26 protein-coding genes are annotated in these 25626 nt (G+C 70.2%); 22 read left to right on the top strand and 4 right to left on the bottom strand.

All coding sequences use genetic code 11. The annotated features are described in order from the left end of the window. Positions 1–66: 66 nt before the first annotated feature. Together ACGFRG_RS20765 and ACGFRG_RS20760 are read right to left on the bottom strand one after the other, a co-directional pair. Positions 67–738, bottom strand: a complete 672-nt coding sequence (locus tag ACGFRG_RS20765; RefSeq protein ID WP_053723497.1) for a response regulator transcription factor — start codon at positions 736–738, stop codon at positions 67–69. A gap of 223 nt (positions 739–961) precedes the next feature. Continuing rightward, a complete protein-coding gene (locus ACGFRG_RS20760) occupies positions 962–1819 on the bottom strand; it encodes a PD-(D/E)XK nuclease family protein (RefSeq protein ID WP_361421089.1) in 858 nt (285 codons plus the stop codon). Positions 1820–1921: 102 nt separating this feature from the next. Between ACGFRG_RS20760 and ACGFRG_RS20755 the strand changes: the two genes are divergently transcribed. From ACGFRG_RS20755 to ACGFRG_RS20745, 3 genes are all read left to right on the top strand, one after another. Then, positions 1922–3172: a site-2 protease family protein gene (locus ACGFRG_RS20755; RefSeq protein ID WP_361421567.1), complete on the top strand. Its 1251-nt coding sequence runs from the start codon at positions 1922–1924 to the stop codon at positions 3170–3172. Between the two features lie 77 nt (positions 3173–3249). Further along, on the top strand, positions 3250–4137 hold the full coding sequence (locus ACGFRG_RS20750) for a tRNA (adenine-N1)-methyltransferase (RefSeq protein WP_067156039.1): 888 nt from the start codon (positions 3250–3252) through the stop codon (positions 4135–4137). 222 nt (positions 4138–4359) lie between these two features. Beyond that, positions 4360–4935: a hypothetical protein gene (locus tag ACGFRG_RS20745; protein WP_361421086.1), complete on the top strand. Its 576-nt coding sequence runs from the start codon at positions 4360–4362 to the stop codon at positions 4933–4935. A 59-nt stretch (positions 4936–4994) separates the two neighbouring features. Here the strand turns inward: ACGFRG_RS20745 and ACGFRG_RS20740 are convergent, their stop codons facing one another. Beyond that, complete coding sequence (locus ACGFRG_RS20740; RefSeq protein ID WP_361421083.1) at positions 4995–5273, bottom strand: ferredoxin; 279 nt, start codon at positions 5271–5273, stop codon at positions 4995–4997. Between the two features lie 275 nt (positions 5274–5548). Here ACGFRG_RS20740 and arc point away from each other — a divergent pair, with 275 nt between their 5' ends. From arc to prcA, 6 genes are all read left to right on the top strand, one after another. Further along, positions 5549–7315 carry a proteasome ATPase gene (gene arc, locus ACGFRG_RS20735; protein WP_361421080.1) on the top strand — a complete coding sequence of 589 codons (1767 nt, stop codon included), beginning with the start codon at positions 5549–5551 and terminating at the stop codon, positions 7313–7315. 245 nt (positions 7316–7560) lie between these two features. Further along, on the top strand, positions 7561–9072 hold the full coding sequence (gene dop, locus ACGFRG_RS20730; RefSeq protein WP_393265815.1) for a depupylase/deamidase Dop: 1512 nt from the start codon (positions 7561–7563) through the stop codon (positions 9070–9072). Between the two features lie 131 nt (positions 9073–9203). Further along, a complete protein-coding gene (locus tag ACGFRG_RS20725) occupies positions 9204–9422 on the top strand; it encodes a ubiquitin-like protein Pup (RefSeq protein WP_030608326.1) in 219 nt (72 codons plus the stop codon). A 23-nt stretch (positions 9423–9445) separates the two neighbouring features. Beyond that, entirely contained in the window at positions 9446–9703 is a 258-nt protein-coding gene (locus ACGFRG_RS20720) for an endonuclease domain-containing protein (protein WP_393265811.1), read from the top strand. Then, the gene (gene prcB, locus ACGFRG_RS20715; protein ID WP_361421073.1) at positions 9655–10500 is read left to right on the top strand and encodes a proteasome subunit beta; all 846 of its coding nucleotides are present in this window, start codon (positions 9655–9657) and stop codon (positions 10498–10500) included. Before ACGFRG_RS20720 ends, prcB begins: the two co-directional genes overlap by 49 nt. Before the next feature lie 63 nt (positions 10501–10563). After that, positions 10564–11319, top strand: coding sequence for a proteasome subunit alpha (gene prcA, locus ACGFRG_RS20710; RefSeq protein ID WP_361421070.1), 756 nt, complete (start codon positions 10564–10566; stop codon positions 11317–11319). Between the two features lie 102 nt (positions 11320–11421). On the opposite strand, the gene ACGFRG_RS20705 is transcribed toward prcA, so the two are convergent. Then, positions 11422–12432 (bottom strand): LacI family DNA-binding transcriptional regulator, encoded by a 1011-nt coding sequence (locus tag ACGFRG_RS20705; protein ID WP_393265807.1) that lies wholly within the window; start codon positions 12430–12432, stop codon positions 11422–11424. Between the two features lie 156 nt (positions 12433–12588). On the opposite strand from ACGFRG_RS20705, the gene ACGFRG_RS20700 reads away from it, so the two are divergent. The 13 genes from ACGFRG_RS20700 to ACGFRG_RS20640 all read left to right on the top strand — a co-directional run bounded on the left by ACGFRG_RS20700 (position 12589) and on the right by ACGFRG_RS20640 (position 25526). Then, on the top strand, positions 12589–13833 hold the full coding sequence (locus tag ACGFRG_RS20700) for an MFS transporter (protein ID WP_393265805.1): 1245 nt from the start codon (positions 12589–12591) through the stop codon (positions 13831–13833). Positions 13834–13857: 24 nt separating this feature from the next. Beyond that, complete coding sequence (pafA, locus tag ACGFRG_RS20695) at positions 13858–15219, top strand: Pup--protein ligase (RefSeq protein WP_361421061.1); 1362 nt, start codon at positions 13858–13860, stop codon at positions 15217–15219. A 113-nt stretch (positions 15220–15332) separates the two neighbouring features. Further along, positions 15333–16283: an FKBP-type peptidyl-prolyl cis-trans isomerase gene (locus ACGFRG_RS20690; protein ID WP_361421058.1), complete on the top strand. Its 951-nt coding sequence runs from the start codon at positions 15333–15335 to the stop codon at positions 16281–16283. A gap of 80 nt (positions 16284–16363) precedes the next feature. Continuing rightward, positions 16364–16735: an FKBP-type peptidyl-prolyl cis-trans isomerase gene (locus ACGFRG_RS20685; RefSeq protein ID WP_361421055.1), complete on the top strand. Its 372-nt coding sequence runs from the start codon at positions 16364–16366 to the stop codon at positions 16733–16735. Between the two features lie 137 nt (positions 16736–16872). Beyond that, positions 16873–17823 carry a WYL domain-containing protein gene (locus ACGFRG_RS20680; protein ID WP_361421053.1) on the top strand — a complete coding sequence of 317 codons (951 nt, stop codon included), beginning with the start codon at positions 16873–16875 and terminating at the stop codon, positions 17821–17823. 13 nt (positions 17824–17836) lie between these two features. Further along, positions 17837–18823 (top strand): WYL domain-containing protein, encoded by a 987-nt coding sequence (locus ACGFRG_RS20675; protein WP_361421050.1) that lies wholly within the window; start codon positions 17837–17839, stop codon positions 18821–18823. A gap of 14 nt (positions 18824–18837) precedes the next feature. Beyond that, the gene (locus ACGFRG_RS20670; protein WP_393265800.1) at positions 18838–19101 is read left to right on the top strand and encodes a hypothetical protein; all 264 of its coding nucleotides are present in this window, start codon (positions 18838–18840) and stop codon (positions 19099–19101) included. Positions 19102–19112: 11 nt separating this feature from the next. After that, the gene (locus ACGFRG_RS20665) at positions 19113–19310 is read left to right on the top strand and encodes a hypothetical protein (protein WP_361421044.1); all 198 of its coding nucleotides are present in this window, start codon (positions 19113–19115) and stop codon (positions 19308–19310) included. 210 nt (positions 19311–19520) lie between these two features. Next, positions 19521–19799, top strand: a complete 279-nt coding sequence (tatA, locus tag ACGFRG_RS20660; protein ID WP_361421041.1) for a Sec-independent protein translocase subunit TatA — start codon at positions 19521–19523, stop codon at positions 19797–19799. A 64-nt stretch (positions 19800–19863) separates the two neighbouring features. Beyond that, on the top strand, positions 19864–20820 hold the full coding sequence (tatC, locus tag ACGFRG_RS20655) for a twin-arginine translocase subunit TatC (RefSeq protein WP_361421038.1): 957 nt from the start codon (positions 19864–19866) through the stop codon (positions 20818–20820). A 61-nt stretch (positions 20821–20881) separates the two neighbouring features. After that, positions 20882–21805, top strand: a complete 924-nt coding sequence (locus ACGFRG_RS20650) for a diacylglycerol kinase (protein ID WP_361421035.1) — start codon at positions 20882–20884, stop codon at positions 21803–21805. 45 nt (positions 21806–21850) lie between these two features. Beyond that, the gene (locus ACGFRG_RS20645; RefSeq protein ID WP_361421032.1) at positions 21851–24685 is read left to right on the top strand and encodes a DEAD/DEAH box helicase; all 2835 of its coding nucleotides are present in this window, start codon (positions 21851–21853) and stop codon (positions 24683–24685) included. A 181-nt stretch (positions 24686–24866) separates the two neighbouring features. Beyond that, the gene (locus ACGFRG_RS20640; protein WP_361421029.1) at positions 24867–25526 is read left to right on the top strand and encodes a PadR family transcriptional regulator; all 660 of its coding nucleotides are present in this window, start codon (positions 24867–24869) and stop codon (positions 25524–25526) included. The last annotated feature ends 100 nt before the right edge of the window (positions 25527–25626 follow it).

Genomic DNA, 25626 nt, shown 5'->3' with positions numbered 1-25626 from the left:
ACGGGCGCGGCTCCACCCGTCCGGCGCCCCGAAGCCCGCGGCGGCGCCGCGCGGGGAAGGCCCCGGCTACTGCGCTCCGGGCCGCACGAGCCCGCTCTCGTACGCGTACACCGCCGCCTGCACCCGGTCGCGCAGACCCAGCTTCGTCAGCACATGCCCGACGTGCGTCTTGACCGTCGTCTCGCTGACGAACAGATCCGCCGCGATCTCCGCGTTCGAGAGCCCCCGGGCGACCAGCTTCAGCACCTCGACCTCGCGGTCGGTGAGTGTGTGCAGCGTGTCCGGGACCGGCTCCTCGCCGGACGGCAGATGGTCCGCGTACTTGTCGAGCAGGCGCCGGGTGATCGACGGGGCCAGCATCGCCTCGCCCGCCGCGACCACCCGGATCGCCTGCACCAGCTCGTTGGCCGGCGCGTCCTTCAGCAGAAAGCCGCTCGCGCCCGCCTTCAGCGCCTCCACCACGTACTCGTCGAGGTCGAACGTGGTCAGGACCAGCACCTTCGCCGGGCCGTCCTTGCCCGGGCCGCTGATCTGCCGGGTCGCCTCGACCCCGTCCATCCGGGGCATCCGGATGTCCATCAGCACCACATCGGGCTGCAGCGCCCGCACCTGGTCGAGGGCCTGCAGACCGTCACCGGCCTCGCCCACCACCGCGATGTCCTGCTCGGCCTCCAGGATCATCCGGAAGCCGGTGCGCAGCAGCGGCTGGTCGTCGACCAGTAGGACGCGGATCGCCACGGGTACTCCTCATCAGGATTGCTGGACCGGGTCCATTCTGCCCTGCTCATCCTGCGCCACCCCGGCAGGGAGCAAAGGAAGCGGCGGTGCTCACCCGGGGGCAACCCCCGGACCCCCGGCCGGGCCGTCGCACTTCAGCCTGCAGAATCCCCGGCCGGGACCAAAGGAAGCGACTGTGCTCACCCGGGGGCAACCCCCGGACCCCCGGCCGGGCTGCCGCACTTCAGCCTGCAGAATCCCCGGCCGGGACCAAAGGAAGCGGATAGACCGGGGGAGTCCCGCCGAATTCCGGACAGACCGCCTGGTGGTCGCACCAGCCGCACAGCTTCGTCGGGCGTGGCCGCCAGTCGCCCGTCTCGGTCGCCAGCCGGATGGCCTCCCACAGCGCGTGCAGTTTGCGCTCCACCTGGTGCAGATCCGCCTCGACCGGGTCATACGTCACCACGTCGCCGCTGCCCAGATAGACCAGCTGGAGGCGGCGCGGCAGCACGTTCTTCAGCCGCCACACCACAAGCGCGTAGAACTTCATCTGGAACAGCGCGCCCTCCGCGTACTCCGGACGCGGGGCCTTGCCCGTCTTGTAGTCGACGATCCGGACCTCGCCGGTCGGCGCCACGTCCACCCGGTCGATCACCCCGCGCAGCCGCAGCCCCGACGACAGCTCCGTCTCGACGAAGAACTCCCGCTCCACCGGCTCCAGGCGCGTCGGGTCCTCCAGCGAGAACCACCGCTCCACCAGCCGCTCGGCCTCCGCCAGCCACTTCGACAGACGCTCCCCGTCCGGGTCCTCGGCGAACAGCTCGGTCAGCTCCGGCTTGGACTCCAGGAGCCGGTCCCACTGGCCGGGAATCATCGCCTTCGCGCGCGGAGCCGTCCGCTCCGCCGCCGGATCGTCGAACAGGCGCTCAAGCACCGCGTGCACCAGGGTGCCGCGCGTCGCCGCCTCGCTCGGCTTCTCCGGGAGCTTGTCGATCACCCGGAACCGGTACAGCAAGGGGCACTGCATGAAGTCGTTCGCCCGTGACGGCGACAACGACACGGGCCGGCGGTCCGCCGCGGCCCCCTCGGTGCTCGTAGTCATGACACAGACCCTACGGCCCGCCACTGACAGCGAGCGGAATACCATCGACGACGGACCCCCTCACACTGCATGATCGTGACAGAGCACCGACGAAGGGACACCGTGGACGAGAGCGGCGAGCGCAAGAGGCCGCAGTCCGGCGCTCAGGACGGCAGTCCCGGCTCCGCGCCCGACGGCGGCAAGCCGCCCCGGCGCCCCGAACCGGGCGGCGGGATCCTCATGGGGCGCCCGTTCGGCGTGCCGGTCTACGTGGCGCCCAGCTGGTTCCTGGTCGCCGCCCTCATCACCTGGGTCTTCGGCGGCCAGCTGGACCGCGTGCTGCCCGAACTCGGCGCCGCGCGCTACCTCGTGTCGCTCTTCTTCGCGGTCGCCTTCTACGCCTCCGTACTCGTCCACGAGCTCGCCCACACGGTCGCCGCGCTGCGCTTCAGACTGCCGGTGCGCCGCATCCAGCTCCAGTTCTTCGGCGGCGTCTCCGAGATCGAGAAGGAGACCGAGACCCCGGGCCGCGAGTTCGTGCTCGCCTTCGTCGGCCCGCTGCTCTCGCTGGTCCTCGCCGGGCTGTTCTACCTGGGGATGCTCGCCGTCGAGCCCGGCACCGTCCCCGGTGTGCTGCTGGCCGGACTGATGATCTCCAACCTGATCGTCGCGGGCTTCAACCTGCTGCCCGGGCTGCCGCTGGACGGCGGCCGGATGCTCCGCGCCGTGGTGTGGAAGATCACCGGCAAGCCGATGAGCGGCACCGTCGCCGCCGCCTGGGTCGGCCGCGCGCTCGCCGTCACCGTGCTCATCGGCCTCCCGCTGCTCACCCAGACCGGCGTCCTCGGCAACGCGCCCGAGGAGGTCGATGGCATGGACACCGTCACCGACGCGCTGCTCGCCGCCATCCTCGCCGCGATCATCTGGACCGGCGCGGGCAACAGCCTGCGCATGGCCCGGCTGCGCGAACACCTGCCGGAGCTGCGCGCCCGCAACCTCACCCGCCGGGCCGTCCCCGTCGAGTCCAGCACCCCGCTCTCCGAGGCGCTGCGCCGCGCCAACGAAGCCGGGGCGCGCGCCCTGGTCGTCGTCGACGGCCACGGCGACCCCACCGGTCTGGTCCGCGAGGCCGCCATCGTGGGCGTGCCCGAGCACCGCCGTCCCTGGGTCGCCGTCAGCGGCCTCGCCCAGGACCTCACCGAGGGCATGCGGGTGCCCGCGGAGCTGGCCGGCGAGCCGCTGCTCGACAAGCTGCGCGCCACCCCGGCCACCGAGTACCTGGTGGTCGAGGAGACCGGCGAGATCTACGGCGTGCTGTCCGCCGCCGACGTCGAGAAGGCGTTCGTCGCGGCCATGGCACGGCCCACCGCGTAGGACCCGCGCCGGCGCGGCCGTGCCCGACGGGTACGGCCGTGGCGCACCCCGCCCAACAGGGCCGGTACTCTGGTCGTATGTCCGAACCGACCGGTGCCGCCCGCCGTCGCGGGCCCTTCAAGGTCGGGGACCAGGTCCAGCTCACCGACCCCAAGGGACGCCACTACACGTTCACGCTCGAAGCCGGGAAGAACTTTCACACCCACAAGGGTTCCTTCCCGCACGACGAGCTGATCGGCGCTCCCGAGGGCAGTGTTGTCCGTACCACCGGGAACGTCGCGTACCTCGCGCTGCGCCCGCTGCTCCCCGACTACGTCCTGTCCATGCCCCGCGGCGCCGCCGTGGTCTACCCCAAGGACGCGGGGCAGATCCTGGCCTTCGCCGACATCTTCGCCGGCGCGCGCGTCGTCGAGGCGGGCGTGGGCTCCGGCTCGCTCAGCGCCTTCCTGCTGCGCGCCATCGGCGACCACGGCATGCTCCACTCCTACGAGCGCCGCGCGGACTTCGCCGAGATCGCCCAGCAGAACGTGGAGCGCTACTTCGGCGAGCCGCACCCCGCCTGGCAGCTCACCGTCGGCGACCTCCAGGACAACCTGTCGGACACCGACGTCGACCGTGTGATCCTGGACATGCTCGCCCCCTGGGAGTGCCTGGACGCCGTCTCCAAGGCGCTGGTGCCCGGCGGCATCCTCTGCTGCTACGTGGCCACCACCACCCAGCTCTCGCGCACCGTCGAGGCGATCCGCGAGATCGGCTGCTTCGCCGAGCCGCAGCCGTGGGAGTCGATGATCCGCAACTGGCACGTCGAGGGCCTTGCCGTGCGCCCCGACCACCGGATGATCGGCCACACCGGCTTCCTCGTCACCGCCCGCCGCCTCGCGGACGGCGTCGAGCCCCCGCTGCGCCGCCGCCGCCCGGCCAAGGGCGCTTACGGCGACGACTACGAGGGCCCCAACAAGGACTGACGAGCCCGTCAGCTCAACGCACCGGCGCCGCCGCCGAGTTCCCGCCCACAGCGGGGAACTCGGCGGCGGCGCTTTTCCGTTGGAGGCACCGGAGGGCGTACGGGCACGGCGGCGCCGCGGCCGCGCACAACCTCCGGACCCCGCTGTTCCGCCCGGCTGTGACGTGTGGCACGATGCTGGCCACCCCCACACCCGCGCCGCCCTTCACAGGAGACCTCCCGCGTGCAGACTGCCGCCGTCCCCGAGCTCGCGCACACCCACGCCCGCCCGGTGCACTGGCTGGCCACGGCCGCCGCGATGGCCGGGGTCGTGGCGCTGGCCGGCTGGCTGCAGCCCGACGCCGCCAAGGCGTCCCAGACACCGGCCGCCGGAGCCGTCGCCGAGGCCGCGCCCGCTCCGGACGCCTCGGCGGTCGTCTTCCCGCTCCAGTGCGGCCCGGTGGGCACCAAGATCGCCGCGCAGGCCACCGGGGACCTCGACGGCGACGGCGTCGCGGAGACCGTGGCCGTCGTCCACTGCGACGCGGGCTCGGGCACCCCGCCCAGCGGGGTCTACGTACTGACGCGGCCCGCCGTGAAAGGCGCCCCGCCGCGCCTGGTGGCGACCCTGACCGACCCGCGGGAGAAGCTCACCGTCTCCGGTCTCGCCATCCATGAGGGAGCCGTCACGGCCACCCTGTACGGCTACTCGTCACCGAGCGTGCCGCGCTGCTGCCCCGACCAGGAGCAGCGGGCCAAGTGGCGCTGGCGGGGCGGGAAGTTCGTCCGCACCGTCCAGTCCCAGGCCCTGGGTGCCTGACTCGTCACCCACTGTCCCGGTTCGGTCGCATACGGTCCCGGTGTGCGCGGGCGGCCGTCTCAGTCGGCGTCCGGGCCGTACACCTCGACCCTGTCCGAAACCCGTCGTACGTGAATGCAGTCGCCCGGGCACTCCTTCGCCGAGTCCACGACGTCCTGGAACAGCGGCAGCGGCACCGGCGTCACCGCCCCCGGCTGCTGCAACAGCTCGTCCTCGGGGCTCTTCACATAGGCCAGCCCGTCGATGTCCAGCTCGAAGACCTCGGGCGCGTACTGGACACAGATGCCGTCGCCGGTGCAGAGCTCCTGGTCGATCCAGACCTCAAGAGCGTCGTTCATGTCGCCTGCCGTTCCTGCGCGGTGCTGTGTGTGCTCGGGTGCCCCACCCGACGGACCGCCGAGCAATCGGCACCAGTCCTGACGGGTGTTGACCGACTCGACGATACAACCGCCCGCTTTCCGATGTTGATGGGTGGGTATTCCCCTGGCGTGAGGGAGAGCGCAAGGGTGAAGATCGGACACACCCCGCAGTCTTTGTGATCTAGGGGTTTCAATCACCACCCGCCCAGGTAGGGTCAGGAAGCGTCCAGCTCCCCTTGGAGGAGGTGAGGACCGTGGCAGCCCACGACGACGACATCAACCGCGGCATCCGGCCGGGGCGGGGGTCTGAGGACCCAGCCGGCCAGGTTGCCTATCTAGAGCAGGAAATCGCCGTCCTGCGACGCAAGCTCGCCGACTCTCCGCGTCATACGAGGATTCTCGAAGAGCGGATCGTCGAGCTGCAGACCAACCTGGCGGGCGTGTCCGCGCAGAACGAGCGGCTCGCCAACACCCTCCGCGAGGCCCGGGACCAGATCGTGGCCCTCAAGGAGGAGGTCGACCGGCTCGCACAGCCGCCGGCCGGCTTCGGTGTCTTCCTGCAGTCCAACGAGGACGGCACCGCCGACATCTTCACCGGGGGCCGCAAGCTCCGGGTGAACGTCAGCCCCAGCGTCGAGCTCGACGAGCTCCGGCGCGGCCAGGAAGTCATGCTCAACGAAGCGCTCAACGTGGTCGAGGCCATGGAGTTCGAGCGCGCCGGGGACATCGTCACCCTCAAGGAGATCCTTGAGGACGGCGAGCGCGCCCTGGTGATCGGGCACACCGACGAGGAACGGGTGGTGAGGCTCGCCGAGCCGCTCCTGGACATCACCATCCGCCCCGGCGACGCCCTCCTGCTCGAACCCCGCTCCGGCTACGTCTACGAAGTGGTCCCCAAGAGCGAGGTCGAGGAACTGGTCCTCGAAGAGGTCCCCGACGTCGACTACGACAAGATCGGCGGCCTCGGCGGCCAGATCGAGATGATCCGCGACGCGGTCGAGCTCCCGTACCTCTACCCCGACCTCTTCAAGGAACACGAACTGCGGCCGCCCAAGGGCATCCTGCTCTACGGCCCGCCCGGCTGCGGCAAGACGCTGATCGCGAAGGCCGTCGCCAACTCGCTCGCCAAGAAGGTCGCCGAGGTGACCGGCCAGCCCGCGGGGAAGAGCTACTTCCTCAACATCAAGGGCCCCGAGCTCCTCAACAAGTACGTCGGCGAGACCGAGCGGCACATCCGCCTGGTCTTCCAGCGTGCCCGGGAGAAGGCGAGCGAGGGCACCCCCGTCATCGTCTTCTTCGACGAGATGGAATCGCTCTTCCGCACCCGCGGATCCGGCGTCAGCTCGGACGTGGAGAACACCATCGTCCCCCAGCTGCTCGCCGAGATCGACGGTGTGGAGGGCCTGGAGAACGTCATCGTGATCGGCGCCTCCAACCGCGAGGACATGATCGACCCGGCCATCCTGCGCCCCGGCCGCCTCGATGTGAAGATCAAGATCGAGCGCCCGGACGCGGAGGCGGCGAGGGACATCTTCGCCAAGTACCTCACCGCCTCGCTGCCGCTGCACGCGGACGACCTGTCCGAGCACAGCGGCTCCAAGGACGCCGCGGCCCACGCGATGATCCAGTCCGTCGTCGAGCAGATGTACGCGGAGACGGAAGAGAACCGCTTCCTGGAAGTCACGTACGCCAACGGCGACAAGGAAGTCCTGTACTTCAAGGACTTCAACTCCGGCGCCATGATCCAGAACATCGTGGACCGGGCCAAGAAGATGGCCATCAAGGCCTTCCTCGACCAGAACCAGAAGGGCATCCGCGTCTCCCATCTCCTCCAGGCCTGCGTGGACGAGTTCAAGGAGAACGAGGACCTGCCCAACACCACCAACCCCGACGACTGGGCCCGTATCTCCGGAAAGAAGGGCGAACGGATCGTGTTCATCCGCACCCTTGTCACCGGAAAGCAGGGCGCGGACACCGGACGCTCCATCGACACGGTGGCCAACACCGGTCAGTACCTGTAGAACACAGGGCGGCTGCGGGTGCCCGACCGGGCATCCGCAGCCGACTGCTTTTCCGGCCGAAATCAGGCCACGGACCGACCAAGAGCAATGACGGAATTGATCTCCCCACCAGCGCAAAGGCGTTCTAGGCTCTTCCGTACCGCCGAGTCGCGCAGTGCGGGGACGGGCACCGCACACGCACCGGAGAAACAGCGGTACTTGAGCGCCGCTCCCGGAGGGGAGCGCCGCCGGGCAAGGAGGGCCGCATGACCGTACGGCGAGTAATGGGCATCGAGACGGAGTACGGCATCTCCGTCCCCGGCCACCCCAATGCCAATGCCATGCTCACCTCGTCCCAGATCGTCAACGCCTACGCGGCGGCGATGCACCGGGCGCGCCGCGCCCGCTGGGACTTCGAAGAGGAGAACCCGCTGCGGGACGCCCGCGGCTTCGACCTCGCCCGCGAGGCCGCCGACTCCAGCCAGCTCACCGACGAGGACATCGGCCTCGCCAACGTCATCCTCACCAACGGGGCACGGCTCTACGTCGACCACGCCCACCCCGAGTACAGCTCGCCCGAGGTCACCAACCCGCGCGACGCGGTGCTGTGGGACAAGGCGGGCGAGCGCATCATGGCCGAGGCGGCCGAACGCGCCGCCCAACTGCCCGGCGCCCAGCCGATCCACCTCTACAAGAACAACACCGACAACAAGGGCGCCTCCTACGGCACGCACGAGAACTACCTGATGAAGCGGGAGACCCCGTTCTCGGACATCGTGCGCCACCTCACCCCGTTCTTCGTCTCCCGCCAGGTCATCACCGGCGCCGGACGCGTCGGCATCGGGCAGGACGGACACGAGCACGGCTTCCAGATCAGCCAGCGCGCCGACTACTTCGAGGTCGAGGTGGGCCTGGAGACCACCCTGAAGCGGCCCATCATCAACACCCGCGACGAGCCGCACGCCGACGCCGAGAAGTACCGCCGTCTGCACGTGATCATCGGCGACGCGAACCTCTCGGAGATCTCCACGTACCTCAAGCTGGGCACGACCGCGCTGGTCCTGTCCATGATCGAGGACGGGTTCATCAACGTCGACCTCGCCGTCGACCAGCCCGTACGCACGCTGCACCAGGTCTCCCACGACCCCGATCTCGGCCACCTCGTCACCCTGCGCAGCGGCCGCACCCTCACCGCCGTACAACTCCAGATGGAGTACTTCGAGCTCGCGCGCAAATACGTCGAGGAGCGGTTCGGGGCCGACGCCGACGACCAGACCAAGGACGTCCTGGTCCGCTGGGAGGACGTCCTCGGCCGCCTGGAGACCGATCCGATGAGCCTGGCCGGTGAGCTCGACTGGATCGCCAAGCGGGAGCTGATGGAGGGCTACCGGCGCCGTGACGGCCTCGGCTGGGACGCGGCACGCCTGCACCTGGTCGACCTCCAGTACGCCGACGTACGGGCCGAGAAGGGCCTCTACAACCGGCTGGCGGCGCGCGGCAAGATGAAGCGCCTGCTCGACGAGCCGGCGGTCCTCCAGGCCGGTACGAAGCCCCCGGAGGACACCAGGGCGTACTTCCGCGGCCGCTGCCTGGAGCAGTACGCGGACGACGTGGCCGCCGCCTCCTGGGACTCGGTGATCTTCGACCTGCCGGGCCGCGACTCGCTCCAGCGCGTCCCAACCCTGGAACCGCTTCGCGGAACGCGTAATCACGTGAAGGAGCTGCTCGACCGGTGCCGGACGGCCGAGGATCTGGTCCGGGTGCTGTCGGGCGGCTGACCGGCGGCTGAAATCTCGGCGGTGTGGGAAACACAGAGGTAGGCCCCGCACGTTCCACCAAGTGCGGGGCCGATGTCAGACCCTGCTTGTAGGGTCTGATCAAGGACATCGAACCGAGCGGGGTGAGGTAGATGGCGACCAAGGACACCGGCGGCGGACAGCAGAAGGCCACGCGCTCGACCGAGGAGGTCGAGGAGCAGGCCCAGGACGCACAGGCTTCGGAAGACCTCAAGGAACGGCACGAGAAGCTGTCCGACGACGTCGACTCGGTGCTGGACGAGATCGACGATGTGCTCGAAGAGAACGCCGAGGACTTCGTGAGGTCCTTTGTTCAGAAGGGTGGACAGTAGTCCACGGATGTGAACGGCGGGGGGTGTGCGTGAGGGAGCGACGGTTCCCCGCGGCGGTGCGGCACCGGGTGTGCCCAACCTGCCTTCGTGCCCTCGCCGTTCATGTGGATCACCGTCGCCGGACGGGTAAGGTCCCTGGCGTACGGTGCTTCAACTGCAATTCGGCCATCGGCAAGTTGGGAGACGATCCCGACACAGTTCGTCGGGCTGCCGCCTACCTGGAGGGAAACTCGTGGAAGCCAACACTCGTGGCACAGGGCGTCTACCAGCTGCCTTCCTGACGCCGGGCTCGTCCTCGTTCATGGACTTCCTGTCCGAGCACTCGCCGGAGATGCTGCCCGGCAAGCGGACCCTGCCACCGGTGCAGGGGCACGTGGAGGCGCCGCACGGCACCACCATCGTCGCCGCCACGTTCCCCGGCGGCGTCGTGCTCGCCGGTGACCGCCGGGCGACGATGGGCAACATGATCGCCCAGCGCGACATCGAGAAGGTCTTCCCGGCCGACGAGTACTCGGCGGTCGGCATCGCCGGCACCGCCGGTCTCGCCGTGGAGATGGTCAAGCTCTTCCAGCTGGAGCTGGAGCACTTCGAGAAGGTCGAGGGCGCCACCCTCTCCCTGGAGGGCAAGGCCAACCGGCTCTCCACCATGATCCGCAGCAACCTCGGCATGGCCATGCAGGGCCTGGCCGTGGTCCCGCTCTTCGCGGGGTACGACGTGGACCGCGAGAAGGGCCGGATCTTCTCGTACGACGTCACCGGCGGCCGTTCCGAGGAGCACGGCTTCGCCGCCACCGGCTCCGGGTCGATCTTCGCCCGGGGCTCGATGAAGAAGCTCTACCGCGACGACCTGACCGAGCAGCAGACCACCACCCTGGTGGTCCAGGCGCTCTATGACGCGGCGGACGACGACTCGGCGACCGGTGGTCCCGATGTCGCCCGCCGGATCTATCCGATCGTCACCGTCATCAGCGACGAGGGCTTCCGAAGGCTGACCGACGGGGAGTCCTCCGAGATCGCCCGCTCGATCCTGGAGCGTCGTCTGGAGCAGCCCGACGGCCCGCGCGCCGCGCTGCTCTGAGGCCCCGGAGACCGAGGCCCCGAGATGACGACCCCGCCACTGACAGAAAGGTACGGATAGCCGGTGTCGACGCCGTTCTATGTCTCACCCCAGCAGGCCATGGCCGACCGTGCCGAGTACGCCCGCAAGGGCATCGCGCGCGGCCGCAGCCTGGTCGTGCTGCAGTACGCCGACGGCATTGTCTTCGTCGGTGAGAACCCGTCCCGCGCGCTGCACAAGTTCAGCGAGATCTACGACCGGATCGGCTTCGCGGCCGCCGGCAAGTACAACGAGTACGAGAACCTGCGGATCGGCGGTGTGCGCTACGCGGACCTGCGGGGATACACCTACGACCGTGACGATGTGACGGCCCGTGGCCTGGCCAACGTCTACGCCCAGACGCTGGGCACGATCTTCTCCAGCGTCGGTGAGAAGCCGTACGAGGTGGAGCTGGTCGTCGCCGAGGTCGGGGGCACGCCGGAGGAGGACCAGATCTACCGGCTGCCGCACGACGGCTCCATCGTGGACGAGCACGGCTCGGTCGCGGTGGGCGGCAACGCCGAGCAGATCAGCACGTTCCTGGATCAGCGTCACCACGACGGGATGTCGTTGGCGGAGGCGTTGAAGCTGGCCGTGCAGGCGCTGTCGAACCAGACCAACGGCGCCGAGCGGGAGATCCCGGCGGAGCGCCTTGAGGTCGCGGTCCTCGACCGTACGCGGCCGCAGCAGCGCAAGTTCAAGCGGATCGTGGGCCGTCAGCTGTCCCGGCTGCTGCAGACCGAGGAGGCGAGCGCCGAGCCGACCGAGGTGCCCTCGGACAACGAGGAGAACGACGAGTAGCCGAGCCGTCCGGTTCTCGAACAGGCGCTCTCCGGCGCGCTGTTGACGTAGGGGCCCGTGCCCCCGCCGCTTGTTCGCGGCGGGGGCACGGGCCTTTCGTGTTCAGGGCGCGGGTGCGGGCGGGGCCGTGGAGCCGCGTACGACGAGGGCGACGGGCAGGTCGCCCCGCTCCGGCTCACGGCCCTCCAGGACGGCCAGCAGTGCGGCCATGCCCCGCTCCCCGACCTGTTCGGCGGGGAGCTGGACGGTGGTGAGCTCGGGTTCGAGCGCGGTGGCGAGGGCGAGGTCGTCGAAACCGGCCACCGAGATGTCGTCGGGGATGCGCAGCCCGAGCCGACGCGCGGCCTTGCAGGCTCCGGCGGCCAGGATGTCGTCGTCGCAGATGAGCGCGGTGGGGCGGGGGCCGGGCGCGGTGAGGGCCCCTTCGGCGGCCCGGCGGGCGGCGTCGACGGCGAGCGCGGAGGGCACCGTGCGGACCTCGGCGTCGGGGGAGTGGCGCAGGGCGTCGGCGAGGGCCCGGGCGCGTACGGCGAAGGTCCAGGAGTCGACGGCCGAGGCGAGGTGGACGAAGCGGCGGTGGCCGAGGCCCAGCAGATGGTCCGTCACCTGCCGTATGCCGTCGGCGATGTCGAGGTTGACGCGGGCGGCGGGCCCGGGTTCGGCCGGGTCGCTGTCGAGCATGACCAGGGGCAGTCCGGTGCCCTGGAGGGCGGCGAGCGCGTCGGCCGCCATGGAGGAGGCGATGACGCCGTCGAGGGCGGCCCGGGCGGAGTCGAAGGGTTCGCGGGCGCGGCCGACTCCGTCGGGCGAGGGGTAGAGGACGACGCCGAAGTCGTGTTCGGCGGCGACGCGGGCGGCGCCGGAGTAGACGCGGGCGAAGAACTCGTTGGTGAGGGCGGGCACCACCAGGAGCGCGGTCCTGGTGCGGCCCAGCCGCAGGCTGCGGGCGGCGAGATTGGGCCGGTAGCCGAGTTCGCGGGCGGCCTCGCGGACCAGATCGGCGGTGCGTTCGGAGACGCGGCCGCGCCACTTGTCGCCCAGGACCAGGGAGACGGTGGCCTGCGAGACCCCTGCCGCGCGGGCGACGTCCCGGCTGGTCGGCTGGGTTCTCACGGGTGCCTCCGGGGGCTGTCGCGGGGTGGTCGGACGGACCGGACCCGATTGTTCCGGGCCGGCCCCCGGCACGTTCCGGGGTGGACCCCGGGGATGTCGACATGGTACGTATGACCTCGGACGTTATACGTACAACTAATCAACCGAAGGGCGATCATGGCGGCGGGATATCTGGAGATCCTCCGGACGCGGCACGCCGCCCGGCTGCTCGTGGGGACGCTGACGGGGCGGCTGCCCAACGCCACGGCGGCCATCGCGGTCGTCCTGTTCGTGCGCGCGCAGGGCGGCAGCTACTCGCTCGCGGGCGCCCTGACGGCGGTGTACGGGCTCGCGACGGCGGCCGGGCAGCCGCTGCTCGGGCGGGCCGTCGACCTGTACGGGCAGCCCAGGGTGATGCTTCCGGCGTCGCTGGCGAGCGCGCTCGGCATGGCCGGGCTCGCGCTCGTCGGCATCGAGCCGGTGGCGCCGGCCTACGCCGCGGTGCTCGTCGCGGGCCTGTGCACCCCGCCCCTGGAGGGCGGCCTGCGGGCGCTGTGGCCGAGCGTCCTCACCCGCGAGGAGCAGGTCCACACCGCGTACGCGATGGACGCGATAGCCCAGGAGGCGATGTTCACGGTCGGCCCGCTGCTCGTCACCCTCGGCATCGCCCTGTGGTCGCCCGCGACCGCCCTGCTGGTGATCAACGCGCTCGGCGTGCTCGGCGCGCTCTCGGTGGTCGCCTCGGAGCCGTCCCGCGCCTGGCGCTCGGCGCCGCGCGAGGCGCACTGGCTGGGCGCGCTGCGCTCCAAGGGGCTGCTCGCGCTGCTCGGGTCGTTCTTCTTCGTCGGCCTCGCGCTCGGCGCGATCATCGTGGCCGCGTCCGCCTACGCCGACGACCACGGCCGGGACGCGATCTACGGCTGGCTGATGGCGGCCAACGGTCTGGGCGCGCTGCTCGGCGGTCTGGTGTACGGGGCGCGCCAGTGGTCGGGAACTCCCGAAAAACGGCTGAAATCGCTCGTGGCGCTGCTCGCCGTGGGCTATCTGCCGCTGATGCTGGTGCCGGGCGTCCCGGCGATGGCGGCGCTCGCCACGCTCTCCGGTGTCTTCCTCGCGCCGTGCATCGCCTGCGCGTTCATCGTGGTGGACCGGCACGCTCCGCGCGGCACCGTGACCGAGGCGTTCTCCTGGCTGGTCACCGCCTTCGGCGTCGGCACCGCGCTCGGCACGGCGGTGGCCGGGCCCGCCGTCGAACTCGGCGGCACCGCCGCGAGCTTCGCCGTCGCGGGCGCGGGCGGGGCGGCCGCGCTGCTGGTGCTGCTCGCCACCCAGCGGGTCCTCGCAGCTGACGGGCGTACACAAAGCGTCGTGGGCGTTGCCGAAAATGATCCAACCCGTGCTGTCGAACCCGGTTTCAGCTGAGGGCATCGGGCGTAATGTTCAGTCATGGACCGCCGCATTTTCGGGCTGGAGAACGAGTACGGCGTCACGTGCACGTTCAGGGGACAGCGCCGACTGTCTCCTGACGAAGTGGCGCGCTACCTCTTCCGCCGTGTTGTGTCATGGGGCCGCAGCAGCAACGTCTTCCTGCGGAACGGCGCCCGCCTCTACCTCGACGTGGGTTCGCATCCGGAATACGCAACACCCGAGTGCGACAACGTGACCGAACTGGTCACCCACGACAAGGCGGGCGAGCGCATTCTCGAAGGCCTGCTCGTCGACGCCGAGCGCCGCCTGCACGAGGAGGGAATCGCGGGCGACGTCTATCTCTTCAAGAACAACACCGATTCGGCGGGAAACTCCTACGGTTGCCATGAGAACTATCTCGTGGCACGTCACGGTGAGTTCTCCCGGCTCGCGGACATTCTCATCCCGTTCCTGGTCACCCGTCAGCTGCTGTGCGGCGCGGGCAAAGTCCTGCAGACTCCGCGCGGCGCGGTCTACTGCGTCAGCCAGCGCGCCGAGCACATCTGGGAGGGCGTCAGCTCCGCGACGACCCGCTCCCGCCCGATCATCAACACCCGGGACGAGCCGCACGCGGACGCCGAGCGCTACCGGCGCCTGCATGTGATCGTCGGCGACTCCAACATGTCCGAGACGACCATGCTGCTCAAGGTCGGCGCCACCGATCTGGTGCTCCGCATGATCGAGGCGGGCACGGTGATGCGCGATCTGACCCTGGAGAACCCGATCCGGGCCATTCGCGAGGTCTCGCACGACATCACCGGCCAGCGCAAGGTGCGCCTGGCCAGCGGACGCGAGGCCTCCGCCCTTGAGGTGCAGCGCGAGTACTACGAGAAGGCCGTGGACTTCGTGGAGCGCCGCGGCATCCGCACCGGCACCGTCGAGCAGGTCCTGGAGCTGTGGGGCCGCACGCTCGACGCGATCGAGGCCGAGGACCTCGACCGGATCGGCACCGAGATCGACTGGGTGATGAAGTACAAGCTCATCGAGCGGTACCGGGCGAAGAACAACATGACCATGTCGCATCCGCGGGTCGCCCAGATAGACCTCGCGTACCACGACATCCACCGCCGGCGCGGGCTGTACTACCTCCTGGAGAGGAAGGGCCAGGCCGCCCGGATCTGCAACGACCTGAAGATCTTCGAGGGCAAGTCGGTGCCCCCGCAGACGACTCGGGCCCGGCTGCGCGGCGACTTCATCCGCCGGGCGCAGGAACAGCGCCGGGACTTCACGGTCGACTGGGTGCATCTGAAGCTCAACGACCAGGCGCAGCGCACTGTCCTGTGCAAGGACCCGTTCCGTTCCGTCGACGACCGGGTGGAGAAGCTGATCGCCGGTATGTGACCGGAGACGACCGGGCAACGCGAACACGGGCCCCGTACGTTCCTCGTACGGGGCCCGTCGCACGCTTTAGAGTGGCGGGCAAACTACCGTGCCGTCTGAGATCTGAGGAACACGTGCGCCGACTTGCCGGCCTGCTCGCCGTCCCCCTGCTGTTGCTTGCGACAGCCGCGTGTGGAAGCGACAACAAGGGCTCCGACTCCACCTCCGACTCCGCTTCGATGAAGGACGGGCTGCCCGCCATCACCGCGGGCGCCAAGTTCGGGGAGAAGCCGACCCTCTCCAAGGGCGAGGGCACCCCGCCCAAGTCCCTCAAGGTGAATGTCATCAGCGAGGGCAAGGGCGCGCCGCTCAAGAAGAACGACGCCGTCTCCGTGAATTACCTGGGCCAGGCCTGGGATTCGGACAAGCCGTTCGACAACAGCTTCGACCGGAAGGAGCCGTTCACCCTCACCCTCGGAGCCGGCCAGGTCATCAAGGGCTGGGACCAGGGCCTGGAGGGCCAGAAGGTCGGCAGCCGTGTGGAGCTCGGCATTCCGCCGGAGCTCGGCTACGGCGCGCAGGGACAGGGAGACATCAAGCCCAACGCGACGCTGGTCTTCGTCGTCGACATCGTGAAGTCGACCACGATCCCCACCGCCGCCAAGGGCAAGGAGGTCGCGCAGGACGACACGAGCCTGCCGAAGGTGGGCACCAACACCGACGGCAAGGCGCCCTCGCTGACCATCCCCAAGGGCGACCCGTCGAAGAAGCTCGTCTCCAACTACGTCCTTGAGGGCGACGGGGACGTGGTGAAGGACACGGACAGCCTGGTGCTCGCGTACGAGGGCTTCCTGTGGAAGGACAGCAAGAAGTTCGACAGCACCTACGACCAGGGCAAGACCCAGACCTTCGCGCTGCCGAACCTCACCCTCAAGGGCCTCAAGGCCGGTCTGGTCGGCAAGAAGGTCGGCAGCCGGATCATGCTGGTGATCCCGCCGGACCAGGGCCTGGGCGACAAGGAGCAGTCGGGCATCCCGGCCAACTCGACCATGGTCTTCTCGATCGACATCCTGGCGAAGACCTGATCGAGGCCCTGGCCACGACCTGACAGTGAAGATGCAAGACTGTCCCGGTTGCCCTGTACGTAGTCAAGAGGAGCAGTTCAGTGAGCATCGACAAGCCCGAGATCGATTTCCCCGAGGGCGAGCCGCCGGCGGACCTGGAGATCAAGGAGATCTGGGAGGGTGACGGCGCCGAGGCCAAGGCCGGGGACTATGTGAAGGTCCACTACGTGGGTGTGGCCTTCTCCACCGGCGAGGAGTTCGACGCCTCCTGGAACCGCGGCACCCCGCTGCAGTTCCAGCTCGGTGCCGGCCAGGTCATCCAGGGCTGGGACAAGGGCATCCAGGGCATGAAGGTCGGCGGTCGCCGCCGCCTGACGATTCCCGCCCACCTGGCGTACGGGGACCGTGGCGCCGGCAGCGCGATCGCGCCGGGCGAGACGCTTATCTTCGTCTGCGACCTGGTCGCTGTCTGATCACACCCGATCACACCGAGGGCCCATGCCGCCTGGCATGGGCCCTCGGCTTTTGCCACGACACCCCGGGGCGGTACGGTCAACGGTCGGGAGCAGCGGTGCCGCTCCGCGGAGACGAGAAGAGGCGAAGGGCGTCGATGGCGATTGCCAAGGCCGAGCGGCTGATGAACCTGGCGCTGTGTCTGCTGGGGACGCGCCGTCCGCTCAGCAAGCGCGAACTGCGCGGTTCCATCGAGGCCTATCTGGAAGCCGGGTCCGACGACTCCTTCAACCGGATGTTCGAGCGCGACAAGGACGATCTGCGCGAACTCGGCCTGGTCATCGAGACCGTGGAGAACCTGGACGGCGAGACCGGCTATCTGGCCCGCCGCGACTCCAACCGGCTGCCGCCCGTCCAGCTCGACGCCGAGGAGGCCGCGGCCCTGGGTCTCGCCGCCCGGGTCTGGCAGCAGGCCCGGCTCGCGGGCGCGGCCAGCGGCGCCCTGCAGAAGCTGCGCGCCGCCGGGATGCCGGAGGCCGACAATCCGTATGAGCACAGCGCGATCGAGCCACGCATCCCGGTCCACGAGGCCGCTTTCGAGCCATTGATGCTGGCCTGCCGCGACCGCCGCCCGGTCATCTTCGACTACCGCAAGGCCACCGCCGTACGCCCCGAGGCGCGCCATGTCGAGCCGTGGACCCTGGAGTGCTGGCGGGGCCACTGGTATCTGGCGGGCTGGGACCGCGACCGGGGCGCCGAGCGGGTCTTCCGGCTCTCGCGGATCACCGGCAAGGTGCGCTCGCGGGCCGGGGCCTTCACCGCGCCGGTGCCGGACGTGGTGACCGTGCGCGAGACCGTGGAGAGCTGGGCGGGGGAGACCGCCACCCGCTCGGCGCGGATCAGGCTGCGCGCCGGGGCCGGCTACCCGCTGCGCTCGCGGGCCACCGCCACGCGGGAACTCGGCGACGGCTGGGACGAGTTGGAGATTCCGTACGGGCACGGGCTCGACGCCTGGCTCGTGGAGTTCGGCCCCGATGTGGTCGTGCTGGAGCCCGCAGATCTGCGGGCCGACGTGGTCGAGCGGCTGCGCGCCGTGGCCAAGGGCTGAGGGGGATCCGGACATGGCTGCCAATGCCATCGACCAGACGCGCCGCATGCTGTCGCTCGTCACCTATCTGCGCGAGCGGCCCGGGGCGCACGTCGCCGACGTCGCCCGCGCCTTCGGGATCACCGAGGACGAGCTGATCTCGGACCTCGACGTCCTGCCCATGTGCGGCACCAGTTTCCGCGGCGGGGACCTGCTCGACATCGACACCGACGGCGACCGCATCTGGTGGCGCAATCCCGGCGCTCTGGGCGCGGAGGCGGCCGAGCCGCTGCGGATCGCCGCCGACGAGGCGACCGCGCTCCTGGTCGCCGCCCGCGCGGTCGCGACGCTGCCGGGGCTGCGCGAGGGCGACCGGCAGGCGCTGCTGCGCGCCACCGCCAAGCTGGAGGCGGCGGCCGGGGAGGCGGCGGGCGCGAGCTCCCGGCTCTCGGTGACCTTCGAGTCGGAGGGCGGGGTCTTCGCGGACGTCGACCGGGCGATCTCGGAGCGGCGCCGGCTGTGGCTGCGCTACTACTCGCCCGCGCGCGACGAGCTCACCGAGCGCGAGGTGGACCCGATCCGGCTCTTCGCCGTCGGCCACACCTATATGGAGGCGTGGTGCCGGACCTCGGAGGCGCGGCGCACCTTCCGCCTGGACCGGGTGGCCGAAATCCGACTGCTCGACGAGCCGGCCGCGCCGCCGGAGCTGGAGCTGCGGGATCTCTCGGAGGGGCTGGTGCAGCCGTCGGCCGAGGACCCCGAGGTGATCGTCGAGGTGGGTCCCGGCGGGCGCTGGGTCGCCGAGTACTACCCGCACGACAGCGCCGAGGAGCTGGGCGACGGGGGGCTGCGGATCACGCTGCGCACCCCGGACCCGGCGTCGCTGCGCCGGCTCGCGCTGCGGCTCGGCCCGGACGGCCGGATCGTGGCGCCGGACGAGCTGGCGCACAGTGCGCGAAGCGCGGCCCGGGCGGCGCTCGCGGCGTACGAAGGACCGAGCGCGCACGACGGACTGAGCTGAGGAGAGGAGCGATTATGTCGGTAATGCCCGGTATTTCCCGTCAGGTGTCGGCGGTCCAGTCGGTGCTCTTCAAGGCCGCCTGTCCGAACTGCCGCGCCCGCTTCGAGCTGGCCGCGGGCGCCCTGCGCCTCGCGATCGGCGCCAGCCGCCGCACCACCTTCTACTCCTTCACCTGCCCCGAGTGCGGCTCGGCGGTGCGCAAACCGGCCGGTGAGCGCATCGTCGAACTCCTCACCGGCGGCGGGGTGCGCACCCTCCGCCTCCACTCCACCGTCTAGGGTCTGTGTTCATGTTCTGGCCGATGACCGCCATCGCCCTCGGGTTCGCCGGGATCGCCGTGCTGGGCGTCCTCGCGATCAAAGTCTTCGTCGAGGCGCAGCGGCTCGGCCGCCAAGTGGCCGACACCACACGGAAGATCAACAGCGCCGCCGAGGACCTGGAACGCGCCGCAGTTGAACTCTCGGCGACCGGAGAGACCTTGCGCTGACGGCGCGTACTCCTGTCTGTCCGTGCGGTTGGGTACGCTTCAATGCGCGGGCCACGGAGCGAGGCAGTGGGCCGTGTACGGGAGTACGCACGGGGATTGCCCAGCGTTAACCCCTGCGCGTTACGATCGCTGCACGCAACCGGTCGGACACCAGTCCGGCCGTCACACGCAGCCCCACCCCATGTCGCCTCGGTGAGAAGGTAAAAGGTTATGTTCGGAAGGCTCGGAGCCCCCGAGATCATTCTCATCCTCGTGGTCGTCGTCCTGCTGTTCGGCGCGAAGAAGCTTCCGGACATGGCTCGGTCGCTCGGCAAGTCCGCCCGCATCCTCAAGAGCGAGGCCAAGGCGATGAAGGCGGAAGGCCAGCAGACCGCCCCCGCCGACCCGCCGCACCCGGGCGAGCAGCCGGTCCAGCGCACCATCCAGTCGGCCCCCGGCGACGTCAGCAGCTCGCGTCCCGTCACCGAGCCGACCGACTCCACCCGCTGACACCTGGGCCCAAGCAGGCGCTCTTCACCGAGGGACGACCTGCCGCACGAGATGAGGACGTGGGTTGCTGAAGTCTGCCCGCAAACAGCAGAGGGACCCGGAGGGGCGGATGCCCCTCTCGGACCACCTCCGTGAGCTGCGCAACCGGCTCGCGAAGGCGGTCCTCGCGATCCTTGTCTGCGCCGTGGTGGCGGCGTTCTACTACAAGGACATCGTCGACCTGATCATCAAGCCGGTCAGGGAGTCGGTCGGCTGCAAGGAAGCCTTCGACGCGCTGGCGAAGAAGGACAGCAAGGACCACTGCGGCAACGTCACGATGTCCGGCCTCATGTCGCCGTTCACCCTGATGATCAAGACGTCGCTGGTGGCGGGTGTCGTCGCGGCCAGCCCGATCTGGCTCTACCAGCTCTGGGCGTTCGTCGCCCCGGGCCTGCACCGGAACGAGAAGAAGTACTCGCTCGGCTTCGTCGCGGCGGGCTTCCCGCTCTTCGTCGCCGGTGGCTGGTTCTCGTACCACGTACTGCCCGCCGCGGCGAAGGTCCTCCTGGAGTTCACCCCCGACGGCGCGCTGAACCTGCTCCCGCTGAACGAGCTCATCGACCTCGTCCTGCGGATGATCGTCGTCTTCGGCCTCTCCTTCGAGCTGCCGCTCTTCCTGATCATGCTCAACTTCGGCGGAGTGCTCAGCGGCCGCCGGATGCTGGGCTGGTGGCGCGGCATGATCATGGGCGTCACGATCTTCGCGGCGTTCGCGACCCCGACCGTCGACCCGGTGTCGATGCTGTCGCTCGCGGCCCCGATCGTGCTGCTCTACTTCGTGGCCGTCGGCATCGCGATCCTCAACGACAAGCGACGCCAGGAGCGCCGGGACTCGGGTCCCGCCGACGACGAGGCCTCCGAGCTGGACCTCACGCCCGAGGACGTCGGCGAGATCGAGCCGGTGACCACCCCGGCGCTGCCCGAGCAGGCCGACGGCGGCCGCTCCAACAACAGGGTCAACGGGTACGACGACATCACCTGATCTTGCCCAGGACGGCGTCTTGTAGGGTCCTTCCGTCCGACTCTGTCCGGGGGGACCCTCAGTGACCAGCGAGATCACTCTGTTCGTCAATCCCACCGCGGGACGCGGCCGGGGCGCGCACGCCGCGCAGCCGGCCGCTTCCGCGTTGCGGGCCGCGGGATTCTCCGTGCGCACGGTGCTCGGCGAGGACGCGCACGACGCGCTGCGCCGGGCCCGCGAGGCCGTCGCGGGCGGCACCGGAGCCCTCATAGCCGTCGGTGGCGACGGCATGGTCAACCTCGCCCTGCAAGCCGTCGCGGGCACCCGCACCCCGCTCGGCGTGGTCGCCGTGGGCACCGGCAACGACTTCGCCCGCGCGCTCGGGCTGCCCGTGCGCGACCCGGCGGCGGCGGGCCGGCTCGCCGCCGAAGCGCTCAAGGGCGCCGAGATCCGTGACATCGACCTCGGGCGGGCCGGGGACTCCTGGTTCGGGACCGTCCTCGCCTCCGGCTTCGACTCCCGGGTCAACGACCGGGGCAACCGGATGCGCTGGCCCACCGGCCGCTTCAAGTACGACCTGGCGATGGTCGCCGAACTCGCGGCCTTCCGCCCCATCCCGTACCGCGTCACGCTCGACGGCGGCGAGGTCCGCGAGATCGAGGCGACCCTCGTCGCGGTCGGCAACGGATCGTCGTACGGCGGCGGCATGCGCATCTGCGCGGACGCGGTCATGGACGACGGGCTCTTCGACATCACCGTCGTCGGGGACTGCTCGCGCGCCACCCTGGTCAAGGTCTTCCCCAAGGTCTACAAGGGCACGCACCTGAGCCACCCCAAGGTCACCACCTACCGTGCCGCCGCGATCACGCTGGACGCCCCGCGGGTCACCGGATACGCGGACGGGGAGCCGCTGGGGCCGCTGCCGCTGGCCGCCGAGTGTGTGCGCGGTGCGGTGCGGGTACTGGCTCCCCTAACGCAGCCGCAGGCCGGGACGGGTCCCGGATAAAGATCGAGACCTCTGTCAGAGGGGGCGGGTAGGCTCGAAGACAAGATGACAGAGGACCTCTCACCAGCCGAAGCGTACGCAGCTGCCCGGCTCCGCGCCGCCGAGCAGGCCACCGCGCTCGCACCCTTCCGCGACCTGTACGACTTCGATCTGGACCCCTTCCAGATCGAGGCCTGCCGGGCACTCGAAACAGGAAAGGGTGTGCTCGTAGCCGCCCCGACCGGCTCCGGCAAGACCATCGTCGGCGAGTTCGCCGTGCACCTGGCCCTCCAGCAGGGCCGCAAGTGCTTCTACACCACGCCCATCAAGGCGCTCTCCAACCAGAAGTACGCGGACCTGGTCAAGCGCTACGGCGCGGACAAGGTCGGCCTGCTCACCGGCGACAACAGCGTCAACTCGGAAGCGCCGGTGGTCGTGATGACCACCGAAGTCCTGCGCAACATGCTCTACGCGGGCTCCCAGTCGCTGCTCGGCCTCGGCTATGTGGTCATGGACGAGGTGCACTACCTCTCCGACCGCTTCCGGGGCGCCGTCTGGGAAGAGGTGATCATCCACCTGCCCGAGTCGGTGACCCTGGTCTCGCTGTCGGCGACCGTCTCCAACGCCGAGGAGTTCGGCGACTGGCTGGACACCGTCCGGGGCGACACCGAAGTGATCGTCGCCGAGGAGCGCCCCGTTCCGCTGTGGCAGCACGTGCTGGCCGGGCGCCGGATGTACGACCTCTTCGAGGAGTCCACCGACCACGGCGGCCGCGGCGGCGCCCGGCGCGAGGTCAACCCGGACCTGCTGCGCATGGCCCGGATGGAGAACCAGAAGACGTACAACCCGCGCGACCGCAGGCGCGGCAAGATGGTCCGCGAGGCCGACCGCGAGCGCGAGCGGCGCCAGCGCTCCCGGATCTGGACGCCGGGCCGCCCCGAGGTCATCGAACGGCTGGACGCCGAGGGCCTGTTGCCCGCGATCACCTTCATCTTCAGCCGGGCGGGGTGCGAGGCCGCCGTCCAGCAGTGCATGTACGCGGGGCTGCGGCTCAACGACGAGGAGGCGCGCCACAAGGTGCGCGAGCTCGTCGAGGAGCGCACCGCCTCCATCCCGGGCGAGGACCTGAACGTCCTCGGGTACTACGAGTGGCTGGAGGGCCTGGAGCGCGGCATCGCGGCCCACCACGCGGGCATGCTGCCGACCTTCAAGGAGGTCGTGGAGGAGCTGTTCGTCCGCGGTCTGGTCAAGGCCGTCTTCGCCACCGAGACGCTGGCGCTGGGCATCAACATGCCCGCCAGGACCGTGATCCTGGAAAAGCTCGTCAAGTGGAACGGCGAACAGCACGCCGACATCACCCCCGGCGAGTACACCCAGCTCACCGGCCGCGCCGGGCGGCGCGGCATCGACGTCGAGGGCCACGCCGTGGTGCTGTGGCAGCGCGGCATGGACCCGGGCGCGCTCGCGGGCCTGGCCGGCACCCGGACGTATCCGCTGCGCTCCAGCTTCAAGCCGTCGTACAACATGGCGGTGAACCTGGTCGAGCAGTTCGGCCGGCATCGCTCGCGCGAGCTCCTGGAGACCTCCTTCGCGCAGTTCCAGGCGGACAAGTCCGTCGTCGGCATCTCCCGCCAGGTGCAGCGCAACGAGGAGGGCCTGGAGGGCTACCAGGAGGGCATGAGCTGCCACTTGGGGAACTTCGAGGAGTACGCGCGGCTGCGCCGCGACCTCAAGGACCGCGAGACGGAGCTCGCCAAGCAGGGCGCCAGCCAGCGCCGGGCCGCCGCGGCCGCCTCCCTGGAGAAGCTGAAGCCCGGCGACGTGATCCATGTGCCGACCGGCAAGTTCGCCGGGCTCGCCCTGGTGCTCGACCCGGGCATCCCGGCCGGGCGCTCCAACGGCCACCGCGGCTTCGACCAGCACGACGGGCCGCGCCCGCTGGTGCTGACCTCCGAGCGGCAGGTCAAGCGGCTCGCCGCGATCGACTTCCCGGTGCCGGTCGAGGCGGTCGAGCGGATGCGCATCCCGAAGTCGTTCAACGCGCGCTCCCCGCAGTCCCGTCGCGACCTCGCCTCCGCGCTGCGCACCAAGGCGGGCCACATCGTGCCCGAGCGCCATCGCCGGGGCCGCGCCGAGGCCGCCGACGACCGCGAGATCGCACGGCTGCGCGCCGAGCTGCGCGCACACCCGTGCCACGGCTGCGACGAGCGCGAGGACCACGCGCGCTGGGCCGAGCGCTACTACCGGCTCAAGCGCGACACCCAGCAGCTGGAGCGGCGCATCGAGGGGCGGACGAACACCATCGCCCGCACCTTCGACCGGATCGTGGCGCTGCTGACCGAGCTGGACTATCTGCGCGACGACGAGGTCACCGAGCACGGCCGCCGCCTCGCCCGGCTCTACGGCGAACTGGACCTGCTGGCCAGCGAATGCCTGCGCGCGGGCGTCTGGGAGGGCCTGAGCCCGGCCGAACTGGCCGCGTGCGTCTCGGCGTTGGTGTTCGAGGCCCGCCAGGCCGATGACGCGGTGGCGCCCAAGCTGCCCTCGGGCGCGGCCAAGGCGGCGCTGGGCGAGATGGTCCGCATCTGGGGCCGCCTCGACGCGCTGGAGGAGGACCACAAGATCAACCAGGCGGAGGGTGTCGGCCAGCGCGAGCCCGACCTCGGCTTCGCCTGGGCGGCCTTCCAGTGGGCCTCGGGCCAGGGCCTGGACGAGGTGCTGCGCGAGGCGGAGATGCCCGCGGGCGACTTCGTGCGCTGGTGCAAGCAGGTCATCGACGTACTGGGCCAGATCGCGGCGGCGGCCCCGGGCACCTCGGCGGGCAGCACGGTCGCCAAGAACGCCCGCCGGGCGGTCGACGCGCTGCTCAGGGGAGTGGTGGCGTACAGCTCGGTGGGCTGACGCAGGCTGTTGCGCACAACGGGTGGCCCCCGCCGGATACGTCCGGCGGGGGCCACCCGTTTGTGCTGCCCGCAGGGCATCCCGAGGCGTCTCCCCGACTCACCCAATGACACGACATATCGCGGTTGACGGGCACTCCATCTCGCGATATGTTCGTTGACGAGTATTCGGAGACGAGGTGATGGTCGTGGCGGCGCGAAGGCGCAAGCTCGGCAATCCGCTGGCACTGGCCGTGATGGTGCTGCTCTCGGAGCGCGCGGCGATGCATCCGTACGAGATCGCCCAGACTCTGCGCCGGCGCGGCAAGGAGTACAGCATCAAGATCAATTACGGATCGCTGTACACCGTCGTCCAGAACCTCGAAAAGCACGGCTTCGTCGAGGTCGCCGAGGTGCAGCGGCAGGGCAACCGGCCGGAGCGCACGCTGTACGCGCTCACCGAGGCCGGGCGCGAGGAGATGGCCGACTGGATGGCCGACATCATCTCCGTGCCGGTGCACGAGTTCCCGATCTTCGAGACGGCGCTCTCCCTCATGGGGGTGCTGCCGCCCGACGAGGTCATGGAACTGCTCGATCAGCGTCTGAGCACACTGGAGGTGCGGGTCGCGGCGAGCCGGGCGGTCCTGGCGAAGCTGAAGGAGACGCTGCCCCGGATCTTCCTGGTGGAGACCGAGTACCAGCTCCATATGACCGAGGCCGAGGTGGAGTGGGTCCGCGGGTTCCGCAAGGAGATCGCGGACGGCACCCTCAGCGGCGTCGCGGCCTGGCGCCAGTGGCACGAGACCGGCGAAGTCCCCGCCGAATGGCGGGAATTGGAGGATGAGGACCACTCCCGCGAGTAGGCGGCGCGGGAGGAGACAGGAAACCCGCGCCATGGATCGGCGCGGGAGAGGACAGAAGAGAAAACCCCGGCGAACGCTGTTGCAGCAGCACTCACCGGGG

The sequence above is a fragment of the Streptomyces sp. NPDC048696 genome (genome assembly GCF_043198895.1).
GTDB lineage: Bacteria > Actinomycetota > Actinomycetes > Streptomycetales > Streptomycetaceae > Streptomyces.
Note: the sequence above shows the minus strand (reverse complement) of the source record. Positions and strands in the feature narration are given on the sequence as shown.